Genomic DNA, 24,702 nt, shown 5'->3' with positions numbered 1-24,702 from the left:
ACTAAATACTTGATACTACCATGTTCAAATTAAACTTAAAAATCGCTTTGCGAAACCTTTGGAAAAACAGAGGGATTACAGCTATTAATGTTGGTGGTTTGGCTATTGCATTAGCTGCTTTTATTTTGGTAACGATGTATTTTACCTACGAAACTAGTTTTGATAAGTCGAACCCGAATTATGAAAATATTTACGTTGTAGGCAGAATTTATCCAGAATTTAAAACCAACTACACATCGCCGCCTTTCGCAAAAGCCATCAAGCAAAATTTTCCTGAAGTTGAATTAGCAGGAATTACTAAAGGTGGCTTTTTTGAATTGGTTATTAAAAAAGATAAAAACACAGTTTTTGCCAAAAACTTTATGCAGGCAGATTATAATGCTGCAAAGATTCTCAATCTTAAACCAAATAATGGATTAGAAAAACCTGCCGGAGATGTTGAAGGGCTTTCTTATTTAAGTAGTGAAAATATGAAAGCTCTATTTCCAAATAAGAAAGACAATAAACCTGAAATGGTGGGTATTGGGGCTAGCAACTCTGGTATAACAAGTAGAATCGACGGAGGGATAAAAAAAGATTTGCATTCGAACATAATTTTTGATGGAATTTCTATCCGAAATGAATTAGGAAAAGGAGAGAATTATGGATACAATAACTATACGACATATATTCAGGTAAAACCAGGAGCTGATATTGGCAATCTCGAACAAAAAATAACCAATTTGTATAGAGCTGAACTTTTAAAAGGCGAAACCGATAAAAAAACAATAGAAGAAATCAAAAACGTATCTACATTTTTAGACCCACTTTCTAATCTACATTTAAGGCCAAAAGCAGGTAACGATGCGCCTTACAAAATATTAATTGCCCTATCCGTTTTGGGAACTTTGATTTTGGTTATCGCTTGCATCAATTTTACAAATTTGAGTATAGCTCAAGCTACTAAAAGAGCTAAGGAAGTTGGCGTTAAAAAAGTAATGGGTGCTTATCGTTTCCAGTTAACATCGCAGTTTTTGGTCGAAATTTTTATGCAATGCTTTTCTGCAACAATTTTGGCTTTAATTTTAGCGGAATTAATTTTGCCCAATTTCAATAACCTTTTTCAACTTAATTTATCTATTTGGCATATTGATAACCCTTTATTTTGGCAGTTGCCTTTAGTTTTATTGTCAATTACATTAATTGCAGGTATTTATCCGGCGATGGTTTTATCTGGTTTTAAACCCTCACTTGTACTAAAGGGCAACTTTTCTACAAGTAAGCAAAGCTCCTGGTTACGTAATGGTCTGTTAGTTTTTCAATTTAGCGTAGCTGTTATTTTCATTATTGGATTATTCATTATCAATTCTCAATTGAAATATATGCGGAGCCAGGATTTAGGTTTTACGGCTAATCAAGTGGTTTACATAAAAAATATTATGCTTTTTAATAAGCCAGAGGTTTTTGAACCAGTAAGAGAGAGGTTTTTAAAAATTCCTGGTGTTAAGCTCGCAACAGTAGCTACAGATGTACCTAATGGAGCTGAAAATGGAAGTAATGGATACACCACCAATGGTTTACAAGCAAACATTGATTTTGTTGATGTGGACTTCGATTATTTTGAAACCCTTGATATTAAGTTAAAGGATGGTCGTTTTTTTTCATCTTCATTTAAAACAGATACAGCGAATGCAGCTGTAATAAATGAAAGTGCTGTAGCAAAGTATGGATTGAAAAATCCCGTAGGGAAAACGATTAGGGGCTGCAATATAGATTATAAAATAGTTGGTGTTGCTAAGGATTTTAAAGCTCAAGGTTTTGAAAGTGCCATTCAGCCAACCATTTATGCGATTAAAAATCCATGTGGAAATTACAAAACGCAAATCATGCTAAAAATAGAGGAAAATAAAATGGCTGATGCATTAATTGCTTTGAAAGCACAATGGCCAGAAATAAACCCTAAAGATGGCGAAGATTTTCGTTATGAATTTTTGGATGAGCTTTATGGTAAGCTTTTTAAGAAACAAGAGCAATTACAATCGGTATTTTTTGCTGCGGCTTTGCTCACCATTTTCATTGCTGTTTTAGGTTTGTTTGCATTTGCTAAATACATTACCAACGGCAGAATTAAAGAAATCGCCGTTCGTAAAATACTGGGGGCTAGTGATGTTCAGATTTTTAAACTGATTAACCGTTCGTTTTTTATAATGGTTATCGTTGCCAATCTTATTTCCTGGCCGGTAGCTTACATCCTTACAAAGAAATGGCTGGAAACTTTTGCATACCGGATTGATTTACCGCTGTTACCGTTCGTTAGTAGTGCATTAATTACCATTACATTAACTGTAATAACCGTAAGCATTCAGGCAAAAAAGGCCGTTAAAGCTAATCCAGTTGATGCACTTAAATATGAATAAGCTTAAAGCGTTGGGAAATTCTTGATACCTGATACTTACTACTTGATACTAAATACTTGATACTAAGAAAATGTTCAAATTAAACTTAAAAATCGCTTGGCGAAACCTTTGGAAGAACAAAGGATTTACGTTGATTAACATTGGCGGTCTGGCCATTGGTATGGCATGCTGTTTAATGTTGTTACTGTACGTAAACTACGAGTGGAGCTACGATAAACAATTTAAAAATCTTGATAAAATATACTTCGCAAAGTTAAAATTAAAATTCAATGGAGAACTGGCGACAACAGGTGCCGTTCCCTATAAATTGGCTAAATCAGTTTTAGAAGAGATTCCGGGTATAGAAAATGCCGCAAGAATATCCATGGGGAATGGTCAAAAATTATTCAGTCATAACGAAACTAAATTTAAACTCCATTCAATTTTCGTAGATAAATCCTTTATTAAAATATTGAGTTATAAATTTCTTTATGGTAATTCGGCAACAGCGCTTAATGAGCCTGGATCTGTTTTAATTACATCAGCAACAGCGAAAAAGTTGTTTGGAAGTGAAAATGTTGTTGGCCAAAGTATCAAATGGGATAATCAGAAAGAACTTAAAATATCGGCGGTGGTTGCGGATTTGCCAAAAAATCAAACTATACAATTTGATATTTTGCAGCCTTGGACTTTTTTGGAACAAATAGATCCAGAAATTCCGATTACTGGCTGGGGAAGTATAGATTGTGCTACAATATTCCAATTAAAGGATAATGTTGTGCTAAATGATGTCAACAAAAAATTGAAGAATTTCATAGTTACTAAAAAACCCGACATAAAGCCTTATGTATACGAACCATTCCTTTTTCCTTTAAGTAAATCACATTTGTGGGATGAATTTAAAAATGGAGAAGTTATTTGGGGCAGAATAGACCAGGTTAGGTTATTTGCATTTTTGGGTCTTTGTGTGCTGCTCATAGCATGCATTAATTACATGAACTTATCTACGGCCAGGTCGGAAAAAAGAGCGAGAGAAGTAGGGGTTAGAAAAGCGTTAGGCTCCTCAAGGAATTCTCTAATGGGGCAGTTTATTTTGGAGTCTATTATCTTATCGTTTGTGGCAGTGCTAATTGCATTTGTATTGTTAGAGGTTTTTCTACCTTATTTTAATAATTTACTAGATATCAAAATCCTAATCAACTATGGCTCCTACACCTTTTGGGGTGTTTTGGTAAGTTTAGCACTCATTACAGGTTTTTTAGCAGGTAGTTATCCGGCATTTTACCTATCATCTTTTATTCCTGTAAAAGTTTTGAAGGGTTTTAAAGGTAGTTCCGGTTCACTAAGCATTCGGAGGGTGTTGGTTATTCTTCAGTTTAGCCTTTCAATTTGCATGATTATATCTGCTATTGTGGTATATAGCCAAATTCAATACCTCAAAAATAAGCCCTTGGGTTTTAATCAAAATAACCTGGTTCAACTGGATTTAGAAGGTGAATTAAGAAGTCATTCGCGACTTGAAGCATTTAAAAATAATTTATTAAAAAATGGTGCAGTGGTTTCTGCCTCAGAATTTGCTAGCGATTTTACTGGAGGTGGTTCCATTACTGGTGATGTAGTTTGGCCCGGTAAGGCGGCGAATGATAATTCGATTATAAGTTACAGAAGCACGGGCTTTGACTATACCAATACCATAGGAGCCAAGGTTATTGCCGGTAGAGATTTGTCAGCTAAATTCCCTGCAGATACAGTTACTTCAGTTTTATTAAATGAAACTGCTGTAAAGCGTATGAGTTTAAAAAACCCTGTTGGAACAATTTTATCCTGGGGTAATAACCCAGGTTTAAAAGTGGTGGGTATCGTACAGGATTATTTTAATGAAAGCTTAGGGATGGTCGTTGAACCTACTATCTTTTATTATAATGTTAAACAGAGTTCAATTTTATTACTGCGGTTAAACCCAAACCAATCTTTAGGCAGTTCAATCCAAGCTATAAAAGATATCAGTCAGCAATTTAATCCGGCCTATCCGCCTCAACTTACTTTTGTAAATGATGGTATGAAAGAGAAGTTGCAAAGTGAAAAATTATTAAGTGTACTATCTAATCTATTCGGTGGCTTTGCCATCTTTATTTCTTGTTTGGGTTTACTTGGTTTGGCTCTTTATATGGCCGAACAAAGAAGTAAGGAAATCAGTATTCGTAAAGTTTTAGGGGCTAATTTATCTGATATCTTAGTACTGCTAAACAGGGATTTTATGAAATTGGTTATTATTTCAAATGTCGTTGCAATTCCTGTAGCCTACCTGTTGGTTAACCATTGGCTTCAGAAGTACGATTATAAAATTACTATAACTATTTGGCCTTTTTTAATAGCGCTTTTGGCCTCAGTTATTATTGCCGTGTTAACGGTAAGCTTGCAAACTTTTAAAGTAGCTAAAGCAAATGCGGTTGATGCACTTAAATATGAATAAGCTTAAAGCGTTGGGAAATTCTTGATACCTGATACTTACTACTTGATACTACGAAAATGTTCAAATTAAACTTAAAAATCGCTTTGCGAAACCTTTGGAAGAACAAAACTTCCTCTTTCATTAATGTAATTGGTTTAGCTATTGGTTTAGCAGCTTGCTTAATGTTGCTATTGTACGTTTCTTACGAATGGAATTTCGATAAACAGGCGAAAAAATCAAAAGATGTGTATATTGTTATGACGCACATAACCGACGATTTTGGGAAAGATATTTTTACTTTTGATGGTACCCCAACTTCGCTTTCTTCAACAATTAGTTCTGGGATACCAGAAATTGAATTTGTATCGAGAGTAAGTTATGATCAAAATCTTTTAATAGCAAACGGAGAAAATAGTTTTAAGAAAACAGCAAAATTCGCTGATGCTGATTTTATTAAAATGTATGATTTTGAATTTCTTTCAGGAGACGAGAAAACAGCTCTACTAAAACCAGGTTCTGTTATTCTCACCCAAAGCATGGCGCAAACTTTATTTGGAACTACACAGGTAATAGATCGAACCGTTCGTTTCCAAGATAAAACTGATTTAAAAATTACTGGGGTTGTAAAAGATGCACCAAGTAATAGTTCTAATAAATTCGATTACCTATTGCCATGGTCTGAATATGGAAAAGTAGATAAAGCTGCCGATGATTTGAGTTGGGGAAATTATAGTTTTAATACACTTGTTAGACTTACGGAAAACGCCAATATTCTAGATGTAGATAATAAAATGGATAGGCTCGTAAAAGGTAAAGCCAAATGGAACCACTCTCCATTTTTTCTATTTCCATTAAGTAAATTACATTTATTTGGCAAATTTGAAAACGGAAAAAGCGTTGGTGGAGATATAGATCAGATTTGGCTTTTTATGGGCTTGGCATTTGGAATTCTACTAATTGCCTGTATCAATTTCATGAATATGGCTACGGCTAAATCAGAAAAGAGAGCTAAAGAAGTTGGAATAAAAAAGACGATTGGCGCTACCCGCAAATCCTTAATACTTCAATTTCTAACAGAATCTATGGTATTAACTCTTTTGAGTATATTTATTGCCATTATTTTGGTTGAGGGTGCTCTTCCAACTTTTGGTAACTTGCTCAACATTTCCTTAAATATATCTTTTGTTGAAATCAAAAGTTGGTTGGCAATTTTAGGGATAGTTTTTTTTACAGGATTAATTGCAGGGAGCTACCCTGCGTTTTATTTATCGTCATTTAATCCCATTCAAACATTAAAGCGTAAAATTAAAAGCCGAGGGTTTCTATCTATCAATTTGCGACAAGTTTTAATAATAGGCCAGTTTTGTTTTGCCATCATGCTCATTATCTCTACAATTGTTATATACAAACAAATTCAATTTATAAAAGATAAGCCTGTCGGTATTGATGTTAATGCCTTGGTTGATATGCCTTTGGAAGGTGAATTAAAAGAAAAATTTGATTTATTAAAAACTAATCTACTGAATTCTGGTGCCGTTTCATCCGTCGCTCAATCATCAATAAGCCTGCTCCACCATGGTAGAAATTTTAGTGGTTTAGAATGGCAGGGAATGTCGAAAGCACAAAATTCTATTTTATTCAATCAGGTGGGGACAGCTTACGATTTTATAAAAACATCTGGACTAAAGCTGATCAGTGGAAGAGATTTTTCTCCTCAATATTCTTCCGATACGGTTTCTGTATTAATTAGTTCAGCTGCGGCAAAAATTATGGAATTAAAGAATCCAATTGGCTCCGTTCTGAAATTTAATAAAACAGATGTTACTGTGATTGGAGTTTTTGAAGATTATGCATGGGATTCTCCTTATAATGCCAACAACCCAATGATTGTTTATTTTAATAAGGACAACAGTGAAAACGTAACGATGAGGTTGAATCCCAAGCAAAGTTTGCAAGAAAATGTTTCCGTTATTGAAAAAATCACGAAAGAAATCAATCCCGCTTATCCTGTTCAATTGAACTTTGTAAGTTCATCTTATGATAAATTGCTACGAAAAGAAAAAACTTTAGGTATTCTTTCTAATCTTTTCGGCGGACTAGCAATTTTCGTATCCTGCTTGGGTCTTTTTGGACTAGTAGCTTACAGTGCCGAGCAGCGTACAAAAGAATTCGGTGTGCGTAAAGTGCTTGGTGCATCGGTAGCAAGTTTAATGCAATTGTTGTCGCTTTCTTTTATTAAAATGATTGGCGTTGCCATTGTAATCGCTATTCCAATAAGTTATTATGCTATGGGAAAATGGTTAAATAATTTTGAATTCCATACCGAGATAACTTGGTGGATTATGCCATTAGCCGCAATCAGTACATTATTAATGGCTTTAATTACCGTAAGTTTTCAAGCTTACAAAACTGCTAAAGCAAACCCTGTTGATGCGCTTAAATATGAATAAAGCTGAAAGCCTAAAGACCAAAGCAAAAAGCTGATGTCTTGATACTCGATACTAAATACTTGATACTACGAAAATGTTCAAACTCAACCTAAAAATCGCCTGGCGAAACCTTTGGAAAAACAAGGGTTACACATTCATTAATATTCTAGGGCTTTCCATAGGGATGGCCAGTTGTATTCTGATTTTTATTTTTATCCGCTATCAAATGAGTTTTGATGAGGGTTTTAAAAATGAAAATAGAATTTACAGGGTTGTTTCAAGCTGGGCATATAACGATGGCAATCAATTTTTTTCTCAAGGCGTACCCTTACCACTAACACCTGCAATGAGAAATGATTTCTCTCCTTACATCGAAAAAATTTCGGCAATAGAAAACAGTGTTGGGTTAATAAAAATTAACAATGTTGCTGGAAAAGAGCAGTTAAAGGCGATAGAAAATGTATTTTACGTAGAACCTGATTTCTTCGAGATATTTAATTACAATTGGTTATCTGGAAATTACGCATCATTAAAGAATCCGAATAGTGTTGTGCTTTCAAAAGAGATGGCGGAAAAGTTTTTTGGCAATTGGAAAAATGCGTTAGGTAAAAATATAAATTATGAGGGTAATTTAAACTATACGGTAACAGGCATAATTGATGATGTGGCAGAAAACAATTCGGTGCCATTAAAAATAATGCTTTCTTACAAATCATTTAAAGATAGAAATCTAGAAAAATGGGGTTCTGTTGGCTCCAATTCAGAAAGCTATTTCAAATTAAAGCCTAATGTTAATATCGAAACCCTTAATGGTCCTTTAAAATCATTTCTTAAAAAATATTATACGGAGAAAGCACCTGGTAAAGAGGGACACATATTCCAACCATTGAGCGATATTCATTACAACGATAAATTTGGCAATTTTTCGGGCAGGATTATGCCCATTAAACAGCTTTATGGATTAGGTGTAATTGGTTTTTTCCTAATAATAACGGCATCAATAAACTTTATCAACCTCGCCACTGCGCAAGCAATAAGTCGCTCAAAAGAAGTTGGCGTTCGTAAAGTGATGGGTAGCCAGAGAAGCCAGCTGGTTACTCAGTTTTTAACTGAAACTTTAACTATTGTACTCATTTCAGTGTTAATAGGGAGTGTTTTAACAGAAATTGCTTTGCCGGGAATGCAGAGTCTGTTCGATGCTAAAATATCGTTCAGTATTTTTCAGCACCCAATTATTTTAGTTTTTATGCTTTTGCTTGTCGTATTTGTCAGTTTACTTGCAGGCTTTTATCCGGCAATCGTAATGTCGGGCTTTAACCCGGCGCTGGCCATAAAAAACAAGATTTCTGCAAATACTGGTGGTTTAGGTTTAAGAAAAATTTTAGTTGTGGTTCAGTTTACCATTACAGTAACACTGATTATCGGAACTTTGGTTATTCTTCAGCAAATGAAGTATATCCGAGAGCAACCTCTGGGCTTTAACCCAACGGCAATTGCAATGGTCGATTTACTTAACGATAGCCTTAAAACACAACGTTTCGCTACTTTTAAAACTCAATTAAAACAAGTTCCTGGCATTAAAGAAGTAAGCTTTTGTCGCACAGCACCATCTTCTCAAAATAATAACGGAAGTACTTTTTCATACAATGGAGGTAAAGACGCGGATTTTCAGGTAAATACAAAAAATGCTGATGAAGATTATTTAAAAACTTTCGATTTAAAACTCGTCGCAGGAAGAAACCTGGTAAAATCAGATACTACGAACGAGTATATGGTAAATGAAACCTTACTGAAAAAATTGAACATTAGAAATCCAAATGAGGCCATTGGCAAAATGATTTCAATGGGCGACATGAAAGCACCAATCGTTGGCGTTATACAAGATTTTAAGAACAAAAGTTTACATGAAACTATCGACCCGATTTTAATTGGTTCATTAAAACCCAGGTACTTTTATGCAGCCATAAAATTAAACTCAAAGCAGATAACGGGTACTATGAAAGTAGTTGAAGAAATCTGGCAGAATACTTTTCCTGAATCGGTTTACAATCAATCATTTTTGGATGATCAGATTAATGCTTACTACCAGGGTGAAAAAATTATGGGTACACTGTTTAAAGTTTTCGCAGGTGTAATTATCTTCATTTCCTTCATCGGTTTATTCGGGTTAATTTCTTTCGTAGCCACACAAAGAACCAAAGAAGTTGCCATCAGAAAGGTTCTTGGCGCTTCAACCATCGAATTGGTAAAAATGCTTAATGGTTCTTTCTTAGTAATGGTTTTTATAGCCAATCTAGTTGCCTGGCCATTGGCTTATTTGTTCGTTTCAAAATGGCTTAATGGTTTTGCCTATAGAATTGAAATTAGCATTTGGCCATTCGCTTTAGCGATGCTAATTTCAATGGCCATCACTTTGATAACAGTCTCCATTCGCTCTTACAAAGCTGCGGTTGCCAATACAATTGATGCACTTAAATATGAATAAAGCGGAAAGCTCAAAGACTAAAGCGAAAAGCCGGTATTTTGATACTTGATACTGACTACTGATATAAGTTGAAAGACTAAAAACCAAAGCAAAAAGCTGATGTCTTGATACTCGATACTAAATACTTGATACTACGAAAATGTTCAAACTAAACTTAAAAATCGCCTGGCGAAACCTTTGGAAAAACAAGGTTTATGCAGCCATTAACATTGGTGGATTAGCACTTGGATTAACGGCCTTTGTATTAATGCTTTTATATATCAATCATGAAGAAAGCTATGATACCTGGTCCCCGGATTTGAAGAACGTTTATCAAATCAGAGAGAAACATGATTTCTTTACACCCGATAATAAGGAGCATTGGAATGAAATATCGAACAGCAGAATAGCTAATTTGATAAGGACTAAGTTGCCTCAGGCGTTTGCCGTAACCAAAGTAGATAATGATTGGGATTTTAGCAGTGTTTACTCTTTAAAAATTGATAATGCCAACCCGGTTGTCATTAACAAAATCAAAGATTCTGATAGTAGTTTCTTTCATGTATTTCCATATCATTTCTTACAAGGAAGTGCAGATAAGGCATTAGAAAATAAGAATACAATTGTTTTAAAAGAAAGCCTGGCAATTAAGCTGTTCGGAACAACAAAAGTATTGGGGAAAACGGTTAATGTAGTGAGGTGGAGAAGTGATAAAGGTTCTCCATTAACAATTACGGGCATTGTTGCCGACCCTAAAACGCCGCAAAGTTTAAGTTTTAATGCCATTACCAGAACGGGAGATAAAGATAAAGATCCCGAAAATCCAACAAATAATAATTACTGCTTTCTTTACGCAAAACTGAATAAATTAAGTGATACACTTGTAATAAATCAAACTTTACAGAAGTTATATATCGACCTTAAAAAAAATCTTTTAGGTGGACAGAAGCAGCGTTATAACGACCTTTATAAGGATGGTAAATTACCCGGTTTAAAATTAATTCCGATAGAAACAGTACATTCAACACCGCCATATAAAATGAATTGGTTTGAAAAATTGAAACCTGTTATCGCTATTTCTGCTTTTCTACTCTTAATCTCTGTCATAAACTTTATTAATCTTGCAACAGCACAATCAGTACAAAGAGCTAAAGAAGTTGGTGTAAAAAAAGTATTAGGTTGTTACAAAAGGCAACTAACCTGGCAATTCTTAATCGAATCGGCGTTACAAAGCATCATTTCACTCTTTCTTTGCATTATCTTAATTGAAGTTGTTTTACCAGCATTTAATAGTCAATTTAATGTAGATTTAAGTTTTTGGCATAATGCACAATTACTTACAATGATTGCCCAATTGGCAGGATTATTTGTTTTAGTAACCTTGCTCGCAGGTTTATATCCGGCCTGGGTTTTATCAAATTATAACCCGGTTTCTGTACTAAAAGGCAATTATGAAAATGTATTACGAGGCATTGCTTTGCGTAATGTTTTGGTGGTGTTTCAGTTTGTAATTTCTGTTACGTTTATTATTTCAATCGGCATTATGCAAATGCAATCGCGGTTTATGAGTAATAAAGATTTAGGATTTGAGAGAGGGAATCTGATAAACATAAAATCAAATTACGAGGATAATTTTGCTGAGCGATTGAAGAAAATTCCGGGCATAGAGTACGTGGCTACTACAACTCAGGTAATGGGAAATACGTTTAATGTGCCTGAAGAGGTAAAATATAAAGGAAATTCTATAAATCTAAATACAGTTACTGTTACCATGGATGCTCTGCCTGCATTAGGTGTCAAAGTAATTCAAGGAAGAATTTTTTCTAAAGAATTTAAGCAGGACACCGTTAATACAGTTGTTTTAAACGAAGCAGCAGCCAATTTATTTGGTAAAAATATTATTGGTCAAACCTATGGGAAAGTAGATTGGGAGGGTAAAACAAATATTTTTCAAATCGTTGGTATAATTAAAAACTATCATAATGAAGGTTTCGATAAATCGGTTCTGCCAACAGTTTACAAAGTAACAAGCCTAGGTGGAACATCGAATACTAATAATTTGTTAGTTCGCTTCAATACTTCACAATACAAAGATTTAATTAATAAAATTGAAAAGCAATGGAAAGTATTGTATCCGAATTTTCCGATGGAATATACCTCTTTGGATGATGTATTTTCGAAAAGCTTAGAAGATAACGATCGATTTATGAATATGATAATCCTCTTTAGTATCGTTTCCGTTTCCTTATCGCTTTTAGGTTTATTTGCACTTTCTACTTTTGTGGCCAAACGCAGAACAAAAGAAATTGCGGTTAGAAAGGTACTTGGTGCTTCGAATATTCAAATTGTGAACCTGTTAAATAAATCTTTTTTGATATTGGTTATTGTTGCGAATTTAATAAGCTGGCCAATAGCATACATTATAATAAAAAAGTGGCTCGACGGCTTTGCTTATCGGATAGATATGCCAGTTTTTCCTTTCTTTATTGCTACATTAATTTCCATAATTATAGCAGTTTTAACGGTAAGTATCCAAGCAAGAAAAGCAGCCGTTACCAATCCTGTTAATGCACTCAAATATGAATAAAGCTTAAAGACCAAAGCAAAAAGCGAGTGTCTTGATACTCGATACTAACTAATTGATACTGATATAAGCTAAAAGAATAAAGCGATTTCCTAATATCTTGATACTTGGTACTAACTACTTGATATTAAAGACTCGATACTAAATACTTGATACTAAAATGATAGAACTTAAAAACATCGAAAAATATTATTCGAGCAAAGGCATTAAACATTATGTTTTGCGCCATGTAACCACAACCATTAAACAGGGCGAATTTGTTTCGATTATGGGGCCATCAGGCTCAGGAAAATCTACCTTGCTGAATATTTTAGGCATGCTGGAAGAACCTACTTATGGCACTTTTGAATTTTTGGGCGAAGATGTAACTAGCCTTAATGAACGTAAGCGAATTGAACTTTACCGCAATCACATCGGCTTTGTATTTCAGGCTTATCATTTAATTGATGAAATGACAGTTTACGAAAATATAGAAGCACCATTACTTTACAAAAAGGTTGGCAGTTCGGAAAGAGCAAGTAGAATTGCCAATTTATTGGATAAGTTTAATATTGTAGCAAAGAAAGATTTGTTTCCAAATCAGCTTTCTGGTGGGCAACAGCAATTGGTTGGTATTGCAAGAGCCTTAGCTACACAACCCTCAATTATTTTGGCTGATGAACCAACCGGAAATTTGCAATCGGCACAAGCAGAAGAAATCATGCAACTTTTTCAAAAACTAAATAAAGAAGAAGGGATAACAATAATCCAGGTTACACATTCAGAAAAAAATGCTACCTATGGTAATCGAATTTTAAATATTCAGGATGGCGTGATAAAGGAAGATAGCCCAACCCAAGCTCCCCAGATGGGAGGAGTAGTATAGTTTTATGCCATGAAATAAACAATGATAGTTGCAGCAATTAAATTTTTAATCACAAAAACAAAGCCCTTCCTTCTGGGGAGGGTTGGGAGGGGCTTATGTTCAAACTAAATTTAAAAATCGCTTGGCGTAATTTGTTTAAAAACAAAGTTTATGCAGCTATTAACATTGGTGGCTTGGCTATTGGTTTAACAGCTTTTGTGCTGTTGATTTTATTCGTTAATCACGAAACCAGCTACGATAAATGGAGCCCGGATTTAAAGAATATTTATCAATTAAGAGAATATCATGATTATTCTACACCAGATAATCAGCCACATTGGATGCAAGTTAACGATTCAAGAATGGCCGCTTTGGTTCGAGATAAGATTCCTCAGTTTAAATATGTAACAAGGATAGATCAAGATTGGGGTGATGGTTTTTCAGTAAAATTAGCGAATGCAGATCCAGCTATTGTTGATCATTTTAGAGATACTGATTCATTATTCTTTAAAGTTTTTCCTTATCAATTTTTGCAAGGTGATAGGTTTACGGCTATAAATAAACCAAATACAATTGTTTTAAAGCAAAGCTTAGCCGTCAAATTATTTGGTACAGTAAAGGTTTTAAACAAAACTATTAAGCTATTAATGTGGCGTGATGATCCAGGGACTTTAATGACCATTACTGGTGTAGTTGCAGATGTTAATATGCCAGAAAGCGTAAAATTTAATGCGATAATCCACACAGGCAACATAGACAAAGACCCTGAACAAATTAATAATTTTAGGCACTGTGAAATCTATGCTTCCGCTAGCGGGAAAATAGATATCACACAAGTGAATAGAACACTGCACAAGATTTATGTCGATTATAAAAAAGCATCTTTCGTTAAAAGAAAAATTACTTATGCCGATTATTATAAAAATGGTAAAAAGCCAGGTTTAAAGATTATACCGTTGCAGAAAGTTTATGCAACTCCATCATTTGATGTAAGCTGGGTTGATAGAATAAAACCGATTGTTGCAATCTCTATTTTTCTGTTATTGGTGTCTGTGATCAACTTTGTTAATTTAGCAACTGCACAATCTGTTCAAAGAGCTAAGGAAGTAGGCGTTAAAAAAGTATTAGGTGCTTACAAAAAGCAATTGGTTACACAGTTTTTGCTTGAATCTGCTTTGCAAACATTAGCTGCCTTATTTATTTGCATTATTTTAGTAGAAGTTTTACTGCCAGTTTTCAGTAATCATTTCGATGTTAAATTAAGCTTTTGGCGAAGTGAGCAACTTTTAAACATAAGTTTTCAATTATTAGGATTGTTCGTTTTAATTACATTTATGGCTGGGTTTTATCCAGCTTGGATATTGTCTAAATACAATCCTGTTAAAGTGTTAAAAGGGAATTACGAAAGTGGTTTTAAAGGCATCGCCATGCGTAATGGATTAGTTGTGCTTCAATTTATTATTGCGGTTACTTTAATTATAGGTATCGGCGTAATGTACCAACAAACCAATTTTGTAGCCAATAAAGATTTAGGTTTTAATAGAGATAAACTGGTAAATATTTCTACATATTACAGAGATGGGGATTTAATTGGCGAACGAATTAAGAAAATTACTGGTGTAAAATATGTGGCTACAACCACGCAACTTATGGGTAATACTTTTAATGTACCCAGTGAAATTACATACAATAATCAAGAACATAGTGTAAATACCGTTACCGTAACTATGGATGCTTTGCCAGCTTTAGGCGTGCAGGTATTAAGTGGTCGGATTTTCTCGCTAGAATATAAAAAAGATACCGTTAATACTGCGGTTTTAAATGAAACAGCGGCTAAATTATTAGGTAAAAACTTAGTAGGTAAGCAGTTTAAAGAAGGTGAAAATTCATTTCAGATTGTAGGTGTAATTAAAGATTATAATAATGAAGGTTTCGATAAAGCTGTTTTGCCAACCGTTTATAGGGTTACGCATTTAGGCGGAATGGCTAGTACCAATAATTTACTGGTCAGATTTGATAGTGATAATTATAAACCTGCTTTAATGGCAGTAGAGGCAGAATGGAAAAAGATTTATCCAGATTTTCCAATGATTTATACTTCAGTAGAAGATGCTTTTCAAAAATCGATGGAAGCGACACATAAACAGATGCAAATAATCGTTTTGTTCAGCGTTATATCGGTGGTACTTTCCTTATTGGGTTTATTCGCCTTATCTACCTTTATGGCAAAACGCAGAACTAAAGAAATTGCAATACGAAAAATATTGGGCGCATCAAATCTCGAAATCATCAATATGCTTAACCGTTCATTTTTAATTTTAGTGATTTTAGCCAATTTAATCAGCTGGCCAATTGCTTTTATCATCACCAAAAAATGGCTCGGAGGTTTTGCTTACCGCATAGATATGCCTTTTTGGCCTTTTGCAATCGCAACCATCACTTCGGTAATTATTGCGGTATTTACTGTGAGCTTGCAAGCCAGAAAAGCTGCAGTAAATAATCCGGTAGATGCTTTGAAATACGAATAAAAAAAAAGGAGGGAAGGCAGAAGGTAATCAGGTAGAAGGATTAAATCACCAGACCTTCAACCTTTCTACCCTCAGTCTTAAACCTTATCTTTGCTACATGCAAAAGTCTTTTATCGATCAAATGGGACGGGAAGTTAAATTCAATTTCCCACCAAAAAGAATTATTTCTCTTGTGCCATCTCAAACAGAGTTATTATTCGATTTGGGTCTGGATAAAGAAATTATCGGATTAACGAAGTTTTGTATTCATCCGATAGAGAAATTTGCTGAAAGAACCAAAGTTGGAGGAACAAAAAAACTAAACATTGAATTAATTAAAGATTTAAAGCCCGATTTAATTATTGGTAATAAAGAAGAAAATACGCAAAGTGATATAGAAGAATTGGCCGAAAATTGTCCGGTATGGATGAGCGATATATTCACATTAGATGATGCCATGAAAACCATAACCGAAATAGGAGAATTGGTTGATCGGTCGCCTGAAGCATCGTATCTTAATCACTTAATTGCAGCAGGTTTTACCGATTTAAAAACTTTAGCCATTCAAAATAGCATCGATAAGCGGGTTGCTTACCTAATTTGGCGCAAACCCTATATGGCTGTAGGTAAAAATACTTTTATTGATAATGTTCTAGTAACCAATGGTATGACTAATGTAATTAATCAGGAGCGTTATCCTGAAGTTACCTTAGCAGAACTGGAAACGACAAACTGTGAACTGATTCTCCTTTCATCAGAACCTTACCCTTTTAAAGAAAAACATATTGAAGAAATACAAATGGCAATCCCCGACGTTAAAGTGATGCTCGTTGATGGAGAAATGTTTAGTTGGTACGGTAGCCGATTAGTAAAAGCAGTTCAATATTTTTTCGAGTTTCAGAAAGAACTTTATTAGTTTTTGTTGGTTTTGATTTTGTAGATTGTACAATATATTAAATCATCTCAATATAATGCTATGAAAAAATTAATCATATTAAGTTTCCTGTCCATCATGTTATCTGCGTGCAATATGATGAGAAAGATACCTGATGGCGATCCCATTACCCTTACTGGTATGATTTCAAAGATTGGTATGACAACCTTTCAGTATGGTACACATACGATAACAACAAATGGGAAATTATATGCACTAAAAAGCTCATCACTCGTGCTGGATACTTATATTGATAAGCAGGCAATTGTTAAGGGCGTAAAAGTTTCTGGCTATCCTTTAGAGGGTGGACCTGAACTTGTAGAAGTTATTACCGTAGTTATGAATTAAAAGAAATTAAACTTGAAATCTTTCTCGTTTAAAATTAACTACTTAGCTTTTTGATTGAAAATAATTAAGAAAATATTTTATTTCCTTTTTGATAATTCATTCTAATTTCTATCTTTGCAATCCAAAATAAATCCTAATTGCGGATGTGGCGTAATTGGTAGCCGCACCAGACTTAGGATCTGGCGCTTCACGGCGTGGGGGTTCGAGTCCCTTCATCCGCACTATAAATGAAGCCGTTTCGATTTCAAATCGGAACGGTTTTATTTTTTATTGATTTGATTAAAAAATATAAATCGATATGGGTTTGAGCCTGTCTCATTCTCATGTCTCAATACTCATAGCTAAAAATGAATATTACACAGGAAAAAACCGGCAACTTAAATGCTGTTGTAAAAATCAAAATCGCACCTGCAGATTATACTGGCAAAGTTGATAAAGCAATTAAAGAGCAAGCTAAAAAAGCGCAATTACCTGGTTTCCGTAAAGGAATGGTGCCGGCATCGCACATTAAAAGAATGTACGGTAAAAGTATTTTAGTAGAAGAGGTTAATAATTTGTTAAATGATACTTTAACAAATTATATTGCTGAGCAGAAATTGGAAATTTTAGGTCAACCTTTACCTAAAATGGACGATTCAAGAGATTTCAAATGGGATAATACAGATGATTTTGAATTTGATTACGAATTGGGTTTAGCACCTGCATTTGAAGTTAACATTTCATCGAAAGATAAATTTACTCAATATGTTGTTAAAGCAGATACAGAAACTTTAGAAAGTCGTATAAAAAATATCCGTCGTAGCTATGGTAAAATGTCAAACCCAGAGGTTTCTGCTGATGATGACGTTTTATACACCGAGTTAACTCAACTTTCTCCTGATGGTTCTATTTTTGAAGAAGGCATTACAAGTACTGCAACAATTCGTTTAGATCAGATTAAAGACAAAAAAATTCTTAAATCGTTAATTGGTCTAAAGAAAGATGACGAAGTAACTATCGATATTCAAAAAGCATTAGAAGATGCAGCGGTAATTGCCAAAGCATTAAATATTTCTGAGGAAGATGCTTCTGAATTAAAATCAAATTTTAAATTGTCAGTTAAAAATGTTAACCGTTTGGAGGAAGCAGATTTAAACCAAGAGTTTTTTGATAAATTATTTGGCGAAGGTACTGTAACTGACGAAGTTGGATTCAGAGAAAAAATTACTGAAGAAGTAGAAAGTATGTTTAAGCAAGATGCTGAGCGTCAATTATCAAATGATATTTATGAGCAGCTTTTACAAAAGCATAACTTCGAATTGCCAGATGAATTTTTACGTCGCTGGTTAAAAGCAACTAACGAAAAATTAACCGATGAAGAATTGGCTGAAGGTTATGATGATTTCGCTAAAAACCTTAAATGGACTTTAATCGAAAACAAAATCATTAAAGATAACAGCATCGAGATTAAATATGAAGATGTAGTTCAGGCGGCTAAAGCAAAGTTAGATGCTCAATTCAGAATGTACAGCCCAAGTCCGCTTCCTGAAGATCAACTGGCTCAATATGCAGTTCAGTTTTTGCAGGAGAAAGAAAATGCTAACCGTACTTTTGAAGAAGTAAAAGCTTTAAAAACTTTCGAACAAATCAAAACGATTGTTACTTTAGAAGATAAAGCAATTGATTACGACAAGTTTATTGCTTTAGACAAGAAGTAGAATCAAATTTGGCTGACCAAATGTCAGTCTCCACAATATAATAAAACAAGAGCAACTCAAAGGGTTGCTCTTGTTTTATATAAACTTTCTAATAAACTTTAAACTATTTTTTTTGTTAATTTGCTGGTTTATGGCCTATTACGCGTTTTGTTAATAGTGATATTCTCAATTTGTTTTATCTTTAAAAAGCAAGATTTTTATTTCTATCACAGATTTGCTTCACATTAGTATATATTTAAATAAATTGGCATGGAAATTAACCAACAATAGAAAATAATAGTTAGAATTACAGTCGATTGGTTTTAAACATTCAGCTTTAAATGCCAAACGCTTAACCCTAATCAAAGATATGAACATAGATTCACAAGAATTCAGGAAATTTGCCGTTAAACATCAGGGTATTGGCGGTTTACATGTAGATAAATTTATTGCACAGGCTAATTTGTCGCCACAATCGATGACGCCTTATATTATAGAAGAACGGCAGTTGAACGTTGCTCAAATGGATGTTTTTTCGAGATTAATGATGGATCGTATTATCTTTTTAGGTGATGCAATTTATGATCAGAATGCTAATATTATTCAAGCTCAATTGTTGTTTTTACAATCAACAGATGCGGATAGAGACATTCAGATTTATATTAATTCTCCAGGAGGTTCGGTATATGCTGGTTTGGGTATTTATGATACAATGCAATATATCCAGCCCGATGTTGCAACAATTTGTACTGGTATGGCCGCATCAATGGGTGCAGTTTTATTGGTTGCAGGTGCAAAAGGTAAACGCTCAGCTTTACCACACTCAAGAGTAATGATTCACCAACCATCCGGAGGCGCACAAGGTGTTGCATCGGATATGGAAATCAACTTAAGAGAAATGTTAAAATTGAAAAAAGAACTTTACGATATTATTTCAGAGCACTCTGGTCAAACTTACGATTGGGTAGAGAAAGCATCAGATCGCGATTACTGGATGAGTTCAGAAGAAGCAAAAGGTTTTGGTATGATTGATGAAGTTTTATCGAGAAACTCAAAAAAAGATGGCGAAACAAAATAAAGAATCACGTTGCTCATTCTGCCATTCCGGTAAGCATGAAACTTTAATGTTAATTGAAGGTATGGATGCATTTATCTGCGATAAATGTATTACTCAAGCCAATCAATTGCTTGCTCAGGAATTGGGTACAAAAAATAGTAAAGGCATTCAATCTTCGCTTAACTTATTAAAACCATTAGAAATTAAGCAACATCTAGATCAATACGTTATCGGTCAGGATGATGCTAAAAAAGTTTTATCGGTAGCAGTTTACAATCATTACAAACGCTTAAATCAAAAAATCGATAAAGATGAGATAGAGATTGAGAAATCAAATATCATGTTGGTTGGCGAAACAGGAACAGGTAAAACACTTTTGGCTAAAACCATTGCTAAAATTTTGCATGTACCTTTTTGTATTTGTGATGCAACTGTTTTAACGGAGGCTGGTTACGTAGGTGAGGATGTTGAAAGTATTTTAACACGCTTATTGCAAGCTGCCGACTATGATGTTGCATCTGCAGAACGTGGCATTGTTTACATTGATGAGGTTGACAAAGTGGCTCGCAAAAGCGATAACCCATCGATTACACGTGATGTATCTGGTGAAGGTGTTCAGCAGGCCTTGTTGAAGATTTTAGAAGGAACTATTGTTAACGTACCACCACAAGGAGGAAGAAAACATCCTGATCAGAAAATGATTCCGGTTAATACAAACAATATATTGTTTATATGTGGTGGAGCATTTGATGGTATTGAACGTAAAATTGCAAATCGTTTGCGCACACAGGTAGTTGGTTACAAGGTGAAAAAAGATGAAGCTATTTTAGATCTAAAAAATCTTTATAAATATATCACGCCTCAAGATTTAAAATCATTTGGATTAATCCCTGAATTAATTGGACGTATCCCTGTACTTTCGCATTTAAATCCTTTGGATAAGGAATCTTTGAGAAATATACTAACAGCGCCTAAAAATTCATTGATTAAGCAATATGAAAAGCTTTTTGCTTATGAAGATGTTAAACTAGTTTTTGAAGATGATGTTTTAGATTTTATTGTTGATAAAGCAATGGAATATAAGTTAGGTGCTCGTGGTTTACGCTCAATTTGTGAAGCGATTATGCTTGATGCAATGTTTGATACGCCGACGCAGAAGGATGTGAAGGAGTTGCACATTAATCTCGATTACGCGATAGAGAAATTTGAGAAGGCCGACTTTAAGAAGTTACAAGCTGCATAAAAAATCAAATCCTTTCGCTAAAACGAGAGGATTTTTTGTAAATACGCTTAGCGCTTGGCGCTCGGCGCTAAAACTATTGATATGAATGAAGAAAAAGACGTAAAAAAAGACGAAAAGATTGTAGAGAAAGCGAAGAAAATAAAAGAAGTTGAAACCCCTGTAAAATCAGGGCTAAAATCAAAAGATGAAATTGTTAAAAATTGGTTACCTCGTTATACTGGAAGATCATTAGACCAATTTGGTGATTATATTTTGCTTACTAACTTCAGTAAATATTTAACAATGTTTTCTGAGTGGAATGATAATGCGCCAATTATGGGTCTTGATAAACCAATGCAGAGTGTAACAGCTAATGGCATTACCCTAATTAATTTCGGCATGGGTAGTCCGCTTGCAGCAACCATGATGGATTTACTTACAGCCATAATGCCGAAAGCAGTTTTGTTTTTAGGAAAATGTGGTGGTTTAAAAAAGAAAAATCAATTGGGAGATTTAATTTTGCCTATCGCAGCAATAAGAGGAGAAGGAACATCAAACGATTATCTGCCTGCAGAAGTACCTGCGCTACCTGCTTTTGCCTTGCAGAAAGCAATTTCTACAACCATTCGCGATCATGGTAGAGACTACTGGACAGGAACTTGTTACACAACCAACAGAAGAGTTTGGGAACATGACAAAGAATTTAAACGGTACTTAAAAACTTTACGGGCAATGGCTGTTGATATGGAAACTGCAACAATTTTTACAACTGCTTTTGCAAATAAAATTCCTGCAGGTGCATTGCTTTTGGTTTCCGATCAGCCAATGATTCCTGAAGGCGTTAAAACTGCTGAAAGTGATAGTAGCGTTACCGAAAAATATGTTGAAACACATTTGAGAATTGGAATTGATTCACTAAAGCAGTTAATTAATAACGGTTTAACTGTTAAACATTTGTTGTTCTAATTTACGCCGTTCTTACTGAGAACGACGGAGCAATCTTTATGCTATAAAAAGTATTTGTATTAACAGATCAGCATAGGCTGGTCTGTTAATACAAATTTTAATTTTTATAATCAGGCAAATAGCCATGCAATATTAAATCATCAGTATTTTGTATTTGATAATTGCAGCCATTGTGAAGGAGTATAATCCTATCAGAGACATCAAGTATTGATCTGTAATAATGATCCGTTATTAGGAAGCCTTTAATTGGCTTTAGGTTTTTGATGTGTTGTTTTAGCTCATCAACTAATAACGGTGCTAATTGAGAAAAGGGTTCATCTAAAAGGATAAATTCCGCATCACTGTAAATAATTATCAATGCTTCTAATAACCTGCTTTCACCACCAGAAAATTCCCTGAATTTCTTGTTTAAATTATCGGCGATAAACTTAATTTTAAGTAACTCTTTTTTGTAGGTATTGCAGAATATTTCAATTGCGACCGCAACAGTTAATTTATTGGGTATAAAATTATCCTGAGGGAGATATGAAATATTACTTGATAAATAACCTTTTGAAATTAGCTCATTATCAAGCTTTAAATATTTATAATCTGCTTTGATGGATCCAAATATAATTTTTAATAAGGTTGATTTTCCACTACCATTTCTGCCTAATAAACCAACGACTTCGCCAACTTTACAATTGATGAAAACACCATTTAATATTGCTTGTTGATTAAACTTGTGGGCAACACTGTCAATAGAAAGTTCCTGCATATTAAACATAAAGTTATAGTCAAAATTAGAATTACAATATCGTAAAGAATAATATTGCCTAATATTTTACGGAAACCTAGTCCCATATTTTTGTAGAAATAGAGATGTTTTTTCAGGAAAAAGCGTTCGATAACAATCGAAAAAGCCCATCCAATTGGTTTCATAAATATTGCCATTACATAAGGTGCAGGCTTTTCGAAACCATCGATTACGAAAAATATGCTAATAACTAAACTCAGCAAAATATTCCATAGCATGATTGGTTTATAAACCAGCATAGATTTTTTGAGGAGGATAATCGACATTTTTAAATATATAGAAAAAACTTAAAATGCATTAAACAAAAAAAGAACCTACTAATTGTCGATTCTTTAAATATTACGGATATCACGAAAGTAATAAAAATTAGCCCAAATATGATTTTAAGATTTTGCTTCTTGAAGTATGACGTAAGCGTTGAAGTGCTTTATCCTTAATTTGTCTCACACGCTCGCGGGTTAAATTAAATTTTTCTCCAATTTCTTCTAAAGAAAGCGGATGATTAGAGCCTAAACCGAAGAATAAAACGATAATTTCTCTTTCTCTTTCTGTTAAAGTAGATAAAGAACGTTTAATCTCTTCTGATAATGACTCGTTAATTAATGAACTATCAGTATTTGGCTCATGATTTTCCAATACATCCAACAACGTATTTTCTTCGCCCTGAACAAATGGTGCATCCATAGAAACATGACGACCAGAGTTACTCAAGGTGTCAGATATTTTATCAACTGTAGTTTCTAAAATCTCCGCCAATTCTTCAGGAGAAGGCTCACGTTCGTATTCTTGCTCTAATTTGGAGAAAGCCTTGCTGATTTTGCTTAATGAACCAACCTGGTTTAAAGGTAAGCGTACAATACGACTTTGCTCAGCGATAGCTTGCAAAATAGATTGACGAATCCACCAAACCGCATAAGAAATGAATTTGAAACCTTTTGTTTCATCAAAACGTTTCGCGGCTTTAATTAAACCTAAGTTTCCTTCGTTAATTAAATCACCTAAAGTTAAACCTTGATTTTGATACTGTTTTGCTACAGAAACAACGAAACGTAGATTGGTTTTAGTCAATCGCTCTAATGCAGCCTGATCGCCTTCACGAATTTTCCTTGCTAAAATTACTTCCTCTTCTGCTGTTATTAAATCTACTTTACCAATTTCATGTAAGTATTTATCTAAAGATTGACTTTCACGGTTGGTAATGGATTGCGTTATCTTGAGTTGTCTCATTTATACGTATTGTGTGCTCTTAAATTATTTGAGTGTGCAAAGCTACGAAATTGTACCGCAATTTGAAAGGATAAAATGCTGAAAATGTAGGTGTTTGCACAAGTATTATACAGTTTTACTTACAACAAAAATCATTCCAATAAAGTTTTTGACATATTTTCTTTTTAATAATGGTTTATAGCTGTTAATCAAAATATATTTATTGAATTACAATAAATATATTTTGATTTGTAATAAAAAATATTTTATGTTTGTGTTGCAAATAATTAAATAAATATGACTTTTATAAAATATCTGCTTTGGAAGTTAAAAAACACAAGTTCCAATTATTGGTTGCTTTTAGGATTGCGAATCTTTGTAAGATTATTGGGGGTTACAACAATGTTTTATTTTTTGGATGTCTTAAGGTTCCCAATTGATAGTGGCACAAAATATCTTTATACCTTCATCTCAACACTATTCTATTTATTGTTTTTTATTTTTTTAGATTGGTATCTGAAAGTGTTCTCAAACGAAGAACTAAAAGATAAAGGGGTAAAATGGCTAAATATTTTAAAGTGGATGCCTTTGCTTTTTTGCTTTTCACTTGTTTACTTAACTGTTCAATCGAATAGTTTTTCCTGGCCTGAAAATGCATCATCTAAAATTATTTACAGCTATTCAAAAGTTTGGCCTGCCATTTTTGTTCCAAACTTAAGCTTTATCATTATTACAACATTAGTATTCTACAGTTCTGCAATTTTAAATAGGAATATGGAATTGAAACAAGAAAATGATTTAACGATATAAATATGGAACTTAAAAAAGCTAATAAAATGAAA

Annotated in this window: 16 protein-coding genes and 1 tRNA gene; 15 read left to right on the top strand and 2 right to left on the bottom strand. The window is 33.9% G+C overall.

Annotation, left to right across the window (positions count from 1 at the left end):
- Window positions 1–20 precede the first annotated feature (20 nt).
- From IEV50_RS04155 to IEV50_RS04090, 14 genes are all read left to right on the top strand, one after another.
- Window positions 21–2,396, top strand: a complete 2,376-nt coding sequence (locus tag IEV50_RS04155) for an ABC transporter permease (RefSeq protein WP_188411986.1) — start codon at window positions 21–23, stop codon at window positions 2,394–2,396.
- 70 nt (window positions 2,397–2,466) lie between these two features.
- On the top strand, window positions 2,467–4,848 hold the full coding sequence (locus tag IEV50_RS04150) for an ABC transporter permease (RefSeq protein ID WP_188411985.1): 2,382 nt from the start codon (window positions 2,467–2,469) through the stop codon (window positions 4,846–4,848).
- A 56-nt stretch (window positions 4,849–4,904) separates the two neighbouring features.
- Window positions 4,905–7,277 (top strand): ABC transporter permease, encoded by a 2,373-nt coding sequence (locus IEV50_RS04145; protein WP_188411984.1) that lies wholly within the window; start codon window positions 4,905–4,907, stop codon window positions 7,275–7,277.
- A gap of 73 nt (window positions 7,278–7,350) precedes the next feature.
- A complete protein-coding gene (locus IEV50_RS04140) occupies window positions 7,351–9,741 on the top strand; it encodes an ABC transporter permease (protein ID WP_188411983.1) in 2,391 nt (796 codons plus the stop codon).
- A gap of 139 nt (window positions 9,742–9,880) precedes the next feature.
- Entirely contained in the window at window positions 9,881–12,307 is a 2,427-nt protein-coding gene (locus tag IEV50_RS04135) for an ABC transporter permease (protein WP_188411982.1), read from the top strand.
- A gap of 157 nt (window positions 12,308–12,464) precedes the next feature.
- Window positions 12,465–13,169 (top strand): ABC transporter ATP-binding protein, encoded by a 705-nt coding sequence (locus tag IEV50_RS04130; RefSeq protein WP_188411981.1) that lies wholly within the window; start codon window positions 12,465–12,467, stop codon window positions 13,167–13,169.
- Window positions 13,170–13,264: 95 nt separating this feature from the next.
- Entirely contained in the window at window positions 13,265–15,676 is a 2,412-nt protein-coding gene (locus IEV50_RS04125; protein ID WP_188411980.1) for an ABC transporter permease, read from the top strand.
- 97 nt (window positions 15,677–15,773) lie between these two features.
- Entirely contained in the window at window positions 15,774–16,571 is a 798-nt protein-coding gene (locus IEV50_RS04120; protein WP_188411979.1) for a helical backbone metal receptor, read from the top strand.
- A 114-nt stretch (window positions 16,572–16,685) separates the two neighbouring features.
- Window positions 16,686–16,937, top strand: coding sequence for a hypothetical protein (locus tag IEV50_RS04115; protein WP_188411978.1), 252 nt, complete (start codon window positions 16,686–16,688; stop codon window positions 16,935–16,937).
- A gap of 139 nt (window positions 16,938–17,076) precedes the next feature.
- Window positions 17,077–17,158: transfer RNA gene (locus IEV50_RS04110), tRNA-Leu, on the top strand.
- Window positions 17,159–17,284: 126 nt separating this feature from the next.
- Complete coding sequence (gene tig, locus IEV50_RS04105) at window positions 17,285–18,634, top strand: trigger factor (protein ID WP_188411977.1); 1,350 nt, start codon at window positions 17,285–17,287, stop codon at window positions 18,632–18,634.
- A gap of 349 nt (window positions 18,635–18,983) precedes the next feature.
- Window positions 18,984–19,691 carry an ATP-dependent Clp endopeptidase proteolytic subunit ClpP gene (gene clpP / locus IEV50_RS04100; RefSeq protein WP_123204354.1) on the top strand — a complete coding sequence of 236 codons (708 nt, stop codon included), beginning with the start codon at window positions 18,984–18,986 and terminating at the stop codon, window positions 19,689–19,691.
- Entirely contained in the window at window positions 19,675–20,913 is a 1,239-nt protein-coding gene (gene clpX, locus IEV50_RS04095; protein ID WP_188411976.1) for an ATP-dependent Clp protease ATP-binding subunit ClpX, read from the top strand. The genes clpP and clpX overlap by 17 nt, the downstream gene beginning before the upstream one ends.
- Window positions 20,914–20,994: 81 nt before the next feature.
- Complete coding sequence (locus IEV50_RS04090) at window positions 20,995–21,858, top strand: AMP nucleosidase (RefSeq protein WP_188411975.1); 864 nt, start codon at window positions 20,995–20,997, stop codon at window positions 21,856–21,858.
- Window positions 21,859–21,955: 97 nt separating this feature from the next.
- Here the strand turns inward: IEV50_RS04090 and IEV50_RS04085 are convergent, their stop codons facing one another.
- The gene (locus IEV50_RS04085; protein ID WP_188411974.1) at window positions 21,956–22,624 is read right to left on the bottom strand and encodes an ATP-binding cassette domain-containing protein; all 669 of its coding nucleotides are present in this window, start codon (window positions 22,622–22,624) and stop codon (window positions 21,956–21,958) included.
- Window positions 22,625–23,020: 396 nt separating this feature from the next.
- Window positions 23,021–23,881 carry a sigma-70 family RNA polymerase sigma factor gene (locus tag IEV50_RS04080; RefSeq protein WP_116251301.1) on the bottom strand — a complete coding sequence of 287 codons (861 nt, stop codon included), beginning with the start codon at window positions 23,879–23,881 and terminating at the stop codon, window positions 23,021–23,023.
- 276 nt (window positions 23,882–24,157) lie between these two features.
- Between IEV50_RS04080 and IEV50_RS04075 the strand changes: the two genes are divergently transcribed.
- Entirely contained in the window at window positions 24,158–24,670 is a 513-nt protein-coding gene (locus IEV50_RS04075; protein WP_188411973.1) for a hypothetical protein, read from the top strand.
- Window positions 24,671–24,702: the final 32 nt, after the last annotated feature.

Origin of the sequence: Pedobacter mendelii, from assembly GCF_014635725.1 — a bacterium.
Taxonomy (GTDB): domain Bacteria; phylum Bacteroidota; class Bacteroidia; order Sphingobacteriales; family Sphingobacteriaceae; genus Pedobacter; species Pedobacter mendelii.
This window is presented reverse-complemented; position numbering and strand designations above follow the sequence as displayed.

What these genes read in the sequence shown, in the direction of transcription:
- IEV50_RS04085 (WP_188411974.1), bottom strand. Translation starts at nt 22,624, where the DNA reads ATGTTTAATATGCAGGAACTTTCTATTGACAGTGTTGCCCACAAGTTT.
- IEV50_RS04135 (WP_188411982.1), top strand. Translation starts at nt 9,881, where the DNA reads ATGTTCAAACTAAACTTAAAAATCGCCTGGCGAAACCTTTGGAAAAAC.
- clpX (WP_188411976.1), top strand. Translation starts at nt 19,675, where the DNA reads ATGGCGAAACAAAATAAAGAATCACGTTGCTCATTCTGCCATTCCGGT.
- IEV50_RS04080 (WP_116251301.1), bottom strand. Translation starts at nt 23,881, where the DNA reads ATGAGACAACTCAAGATAACGCAATCCATTACCAACCGTGAAAGTCAA.
- IEV50_RS04090 (WP_188411975.1), top strand. Translation starts at nt 20,995, where the DNA reads ATGAATGAAGAAAAAGACGTAAAAAAAGACGAAAAGATTGTAGAGAAA.
- IEV50_RS04140 (WP_188411983.1), top strand. Translation starts at nt 7,351, where the DNA reads ATGTTCAAACTCAACCTAAAAATCGCCTGGCGAAACCTTTGGAAAAAC.
- IEV50_RS04155 (WP_188411986.1), top strand. Translation starts at nt 21, where the DNA reads ATGTTCAAATTAAACTTAAAAATCGCTTTGCGAAACCTTTGGAAAAAC.
- tig (WP_188411977.1), top strand. Translation starts at nt 17,285, where the DNA reads ATGAATATTACACAGGAAAAAACCGGCAACTTAAATGCTGTTGTAAAA.
- IEV50_RS04145 (WP_188411984.1), top strand. Translation starts at nt 4,905, where the DNA reads ATGTTCAAATTAAACTTAAAAATCGCTTTGCGAAACCTTTGGAAGAAC.
- IEV50_RS04075 (WP_188411973.1), top strand. Translation starts at nt 24,158, where the DNA reads ATGACTTTTATAAAATATCTGCTTTGGAAGTTAAAAAACACAAGTTCC.
- clpP (WP_123204354.1), top strand. Translation starts at nt 18,984, where the DNA reads ATGAACATAGATTCACAAGAATTCAGGAAATTTGCCGTTAAACATCAG.
- IEV50_RS04120 (WP_188411979.1), top strand. Translation starts at nt 15,774, where the DNA reads ATGCAAAAGTCTTTTATCGATCAAATGGGACGGGAAGTTAAATTCAAT.
- IEV50_RS04150 (WP_188411985.1), top strand. Translation starts at nt 2,467, where the DNA reads ATGTTCAAATTAAACTTAAAAATCGCTTGGCGAAACCTTTGGAAGAAC.
- IEV50_RS04115 (WP_188411978.1), top strand. Translation starts at nt 16,686, where the DNA reads ATGATGAGAAAGATACCTGATGGCGATCCCATTACCCTTACTGGTATG.
- IEV50_RS04130 (WP_188411981.1), top strand. Translation starts at nt 12,465, where the DNA reads ATGATAGAACTTAAAAACATCGAAAAATATTATTCGAGCAAAGGCATT.
- IEV50_RS04125 (WP_188411980.1), top strand. Translation starts at nt 13,265, where the DNA reads ATGTTCAAACTAAATTTAAAAATCGCTTGGCGTAATTTGTTTAAAAAC.